The organism is Aetokthonos hydrillicola CCALA 1050, assembly GCF_017591665.1.
GTDB lineage: Bacteria > Cyanobacteriota > Cyanobacteriia > Cyanobacteriales > Nostocaceae > Aetokthonos > Aetokthonos hydrillicola.
This window is the reverse complement of the sequence record NZ_JAAKGC010000207.1, coordinates 1-4,890: the sequence shown is the minus strand read 5'-3', so window position 1 is coordinate 4,890 and position 4,890 is coordinate 1. Positions and strand designations below refer to the sequence as shown.

The 4,890-nt window shown below is 36.9% G+C and carries 3 protein-coding genes and 1 pseudogene; 2 read left to right on the top strand and 2 right to left on the bottom strand.

Annotated features, from left to right (window positions below; translation table 11 throughout):
* Positions 1-184: pseudogene (locus G4P69_RS39740) on the bottom strand (IS630 family transposase); the annotation flags it as partial.
* A gap of 623 nt (positions 185-807) precedes the next feature.
* On the opposite strand from G4P69_RS39740, the gene G4P69_RS35560 reads away from it, so the two are divergent.
* Together G4P69_RS35560 and G4P69_RS35555 are read left to right on the top strand one after the other, a co-directional pair.
* A complete protein-coding gene (locus G4P69_RS35560; protein ID WP_208343468.1) occupies positions 808-1,296 on the top strand; it encodes a hypothetical protein in 489 nt (162 codons plus the stop codon).
* 30 nt (positions 1,297-1,326) lie between these two features.
* On the top strand, positions 1,327-3,219 hold the full coding sequence (locus tag G4P69_RS35555; protein ID WP_208354644.1) for a hypothetical protein: 1,893 nt from the start codon (positions 1,327-1,329) through the stop codon (positions 3,217-3,219).
* 643 nt (positions 3,220-3,862) lie between these two features.
* Here the strand turns inward: G4P69_RS35555 and G4P69_RS35550 are convergent.
* A partial coding sequence (locus tag G4P69_RS35550) for a tetratricopeptide repeat protein (RefSeq protein ID WP_208354642.1) occupies positions 3,863-4,890 on the bottom strand: 1,028 nt, incomplete at its 5' end.

Here is a 4,890-nt window from a genome sequence, read left to right as displayed (position 1 = left end):
GCTGTTGCCCACAAAGTGCAGCAATCATGTTGACTCGACCTGTTCTGCGACCGGACTTCAGGTCATGAAAGCGCTCTCCTTGCGGACTGTAGCCATAGTCGTCTCGATAGTCCATACCTGACTCATCGGCATAAACAATCTCTTCATTCTTAAGGCTGGCTAGCTGTTCGACAAAGGCTTGGCGTAATTGTTCATTAATCTAATCTCTTAAACGGGATAGTAACCAACGTTACTTCACCAATATCGTTGCCAACAACACCCAGAACCAGACTCACATTCGGGCGCAAAAAGCACCATTGTAAAAACGGTTTTGACTAGACCTCTTGCAAAAGTCATGTCGTGATATGATGGGGGGGTTGTTAATCTCTTTCTACGAGAAATCTGCATCTTCTAGCCTGTATTCCTCCACTACCGGCGTTCTGTTTTCGTTATCACTCCCATTTTGGTTATAGTCATACCTCTAGTACTAGTGCTTAGTTTTAGTTAGGGTATGTCCAACTTTTTAAGGAGCTAGGTTAGCTGATTGTAGCATGTTATAAGTTTGCAGAAAAGCTGAAGAGCGAAAAACAAGAAATCGTTTATGTGCCAGGTGAGAAACTGTCCTCGCTCAGTATTAACACGATTTTTATTAAAACTATTATTAAGGTACTACGTAAATGTAGCGATAAAAACAAAGAACGCGCCTTAGTGTCGAAAGCTTACGATAGTGACAGAGTTTCCAGACTAGTTTAACTTTGTCTATATTTTAAACGAAGATAGTAAAAATAAAGCTATCTTCTCACTTCTCACAGAAGTTACCGTTTGATTTTGGCTGTTTTAGAAAACACCGAACTCCCTAGCAAATTAACAGTTAAAGGTGACATGATGAAAAGCATGAATTTACATTGCTTGAGATTGCCATTTTTGTTAAAAATACTTCTTATCTCTACGATTGCTACTTTAGTTGTTGCAATCTTTGAACTTTTATTACAGCAAGCTTTGTTTAATTGGCTTGCAATTTATGCAATATGGGACACGTTACATGAAGATTACTTGGGTTCTTATGTAATGCCTTTTGCTACGGCTTTGGGAGAGGGGGCATTAGCTGTTTATATAGGTAAACAACAACCATTAAGAACGATATTTCACACTTCAAGTTTATGGATATTAGTTCTATGTCTGCATTTAGGTATTTTTGTTAAATTTTTACTTGATGTACCTCCCTTAATTATTGAGAATTTCACTGCAATGACATCAATAGGTATCATAATGGGGGTATTCTTGGCAGGAGAAAGATACTGGATTAAACGTTGGTAATCAAGTTTGTACTAAAAAAAGGAGTTAAGTATGTATTTCCTACGCCAGCGTCTGACAGTTATTTTTCTTGCAGCGTTAATTATTGTAACGATATTTATACCACAAAAGTCCTTTTCTTCTCCCCCGTTTGATCCAGGAACCTCTTTTGCTTCTGCTTTGAATTCGATGTTTGCAAGAGGTATTGGTGGACTAGAATCAAATATTGCAAGCAGTCTTATACTCAATCCCTCAGACTTGTCTTATGAAGATGGAAAGCTTTTTGCCAATATAAAAGGTAAGAAATTTTCTATCACAGTTAATCCGAAGATACTGCACGAAGCAATTAATGTAGTACAACGAACCAAAAAACGAAGTTTTCAAGTATCCCAAGACGAGCTTGCTGGGTATAATGGCATTCTTTATACAGATAATGTTTTAAGGAATACAGAAATTAGGAAACTATTCTTACGAGCAGACAGTGAATTTGCTTTAATGGTATGGGGAAATGAAGAGTTACTAACGAAAACTCCTCAATCAAAGCGGCCGAACTATTTAGTTAGTCAGTTGATCCAAGATAATAAGTCCTCCTACAGTAGTTTGTTAAAGAATTGGGCACTTCCACCTCTGAGCTGGCCACAAATAAGTTTAACTTTCAACCCTAACTCTGATCAGGCAATTGGTCTAGTAGATTTGGAGTATAAGCCACAGGTAACATTTCTCTCGCCTTATGGTTACCCAGTTCAAGCAAAAGCAGAAGACCAAAAACTTGGTGAAATTCCTTATCAAGAGTTAATTCAAGATGTGAAAGCTCGGCCCGATGAATACCGAGAGGTATTACCTCTTGTAAATGAAGCAGCATCTATAACTGCAACAATGGGTGTTGTTGCCGCAGCTTGCCAAGAACCAGAATCTTGCAAACATTTGCAACATCAATCATGGATGTTTAGCATCCAGCCCAAACATCTCATAAATGCTTGGAAACAGCAAGAGAATAACAACTTCTCTAGACCAAGAGATTTTCTAGGGATAATGTCTAAAATTGAGAGCATGAAACTATTAAAATACCAGTGGTTAGAGCGTAGTCTTGAAACTTTTGAGTCAGAAAAAAAACCGTGGGATGCTTCCTATAATGCTGTACTACAAGGTATACAGAATAAAAGCGTTGCTGAAAAAATTGAACAGAGTAGACAATCTTTTATGCGCTCTAAAACACAATATAAAGGAAACATTACGAGATGGAAAGAGCAAGAAGAGGATAGATTGAAGGGGGAAATTGGACAATATGCCCTTTCTGTTGGAAATAAGGCACAGAAATTAGCAGCAGAACACTTCAAAGATTACCAAACAGTCCCCAAAGAATCTCCTATTCTACAAGCTTCTTTAGCTGTAGTTGATGCTTGGAATGGAGATTGGAACGCAGTGGAAGAAGACCTAAAAAACACAACTCAAGACTCTTCTCATCTTCTTGTATATGGCTCAGAGGTTACAAATTTAGGTCATGCGGTCGCTTCAATCATGAAGAACAATGACCACCAAGAAATAAAGACGAAGGGAAGATGGATTGAATTTCGTATGAATTATTTGCAGGATAAGGCACTGAGAGAATCCTATAATTTAGCTAGTAAATACCTAAAAAGCTGTGAACAAAATAAACTAAAGCAATCAGAAGAATGTAGTCTTAACAAGTTGCTTAATTGGGAAGCTTATACAATGCGTGCTGGGTTGTATGAAGAAGATGTAAAAGGAAAAGATATCCCTTGGTTGTACGGGCAATTTGCATATTATGTCGGGGTTAAGCTGCTAGAAAATAAGAAACCCGAAGAAGCAAAAGATCGTCTAAGATTTTTGTCCTCTTACGGGAAGATAGCTAACTCTTGGCACGGATGGAAGCTACGTAGATTGGAAAATGATTTGAGAGAAAAGTTAGGAGGAACACTATCTTAAGAGATGAAAAAATTTTTAATAGTTTGAAATCTTATTTGTGACAGATTAGGGTCATGATGGATTTGTCAATCCACCTATAAAATGAAAGTTATGTCAAAAATCCTGAAAACCTTGTTTTTCGGTTATTGATCGCAAAAGTTCTTGTGCTGAAAATTTATTTTTTTACTGAAATGTCGGTACAAAGCTTAGTTTTATACCTTGGTTTTTAGGAAATTATAAGCATAATTTCTAATTGACAAAACTGATGCTATTTTAATCTGTCACGAATTTCCTCGTTTGTACGACTTTAGTGTTGCTCAAGAAAAAGGTGAAGCTGACGACCCCGTTAAATACTTTGCTGCGAAAGGAAACCTTGACCTAGGTGTAGTTAAAAGTCTCCCAAAGCCTGTTGCCAAGCTAGATTTATCCCCTTTTCCTGCACACTCTTGACAAAGGTGCAATTTCCTTAACCTGTCAAGGATGGTCATGAACTGAGATTTTTACTCAACGCATGGTAAAATTTTCAAATGTTTATTTGTACTGTGATAGTGTTAGCGATAAGCATCAAATGGTAAGGATAACACGTATTATGATTGCCCAATAAAGGTTTCAAACTTATTTGCAGACGTAGTTACCATAACAGGTACGAAAGAGCCACTATTTATTACCTGCTATAACGTAAATATTCAAGACGTCTACAAGCATAAATTACCTGACAATGTTCTTCTCCTAAGCAGTTATTAAGTATTTCTAAAGCTTGTTCAAATAAGGGTATAGATCTATTGTATTCATATTGAGATGCGTAAAGCTCACCTAGATTCCATAGTCCATGAGCTACAACCGGATGTGTTTCTCCTAACAAACGCTGGTTTAGTGCCAATGCTTGAAAAAATAAACTTTCGGCCTCACTGTAGCGATACATTTTTGCATAAAGGCATCCAAGATTGTTTAAGCTTTCTGCAATATCAGGGTGCTCCATATTTAAAGTATGTCTTCTAATATCAAGAGCTCTTTGTAAGAGTTCTTCAGCTTTTGTTGTGTAACTAGAATATCGAAAAGAGTAGTGTGCTAGTCCTGCATATAATGTACCTAAATGGTTCAAGCTTTGAGCCACCATTAAGTCGGTTTCGCCCAATTGAGATATTCTAATTTCCAAAGCTTGTTGGAAAAGATTCTCAGCTTCTAAGTAACGTTCTTCTGTTTCTCTGTAATAACTTAAATTGTACGTTTCTTCCTCCTTAATATTATTTTGATGGCAGTAAAGCAACGCTAAATTATTCATTACTTTGGCTACATCAAGGTGATTATTTCCTAACAGAATTACACTTAAATTGAAAGCTCTTTGATAATACATTTTTGCATCATCATAACAACCTAAATCTTTATAGATATTAGCTAAACTATTTTGGCTAGAAGCAACCTCTAAACTATCTTCTCCAAATCGTTCTTTCGCACTAGATAGATAATCTTGATAACATAGCTTTGCTTCTTTATATAAGCCTTGAGCTTTATAGAACCTGCCTATAGCTACGAAAAGTAAACAAAAATCGTCATCATTTACAAGAGAACTATTTCTAAGTATTGTTTTATTTTTAACTATTTCGGCCACGTGAGGCATGGCAGGAGCGAGCGCTTGAATATCCTGCTGAGTAGGGGACTCAGAAACTTGTTGAGCAACCGCTACCATTGCCT

Bases quoted from the DNA above. Each gene is read 5' to 3' on its own strand.
- G4P69_RS35555 (WP_208354644.1), top strand. From the start codon at position 1,327: ATGTATTTCCTACGCCAGCGTCTGACAGTTATTTTTCTTGCAGCGTTA.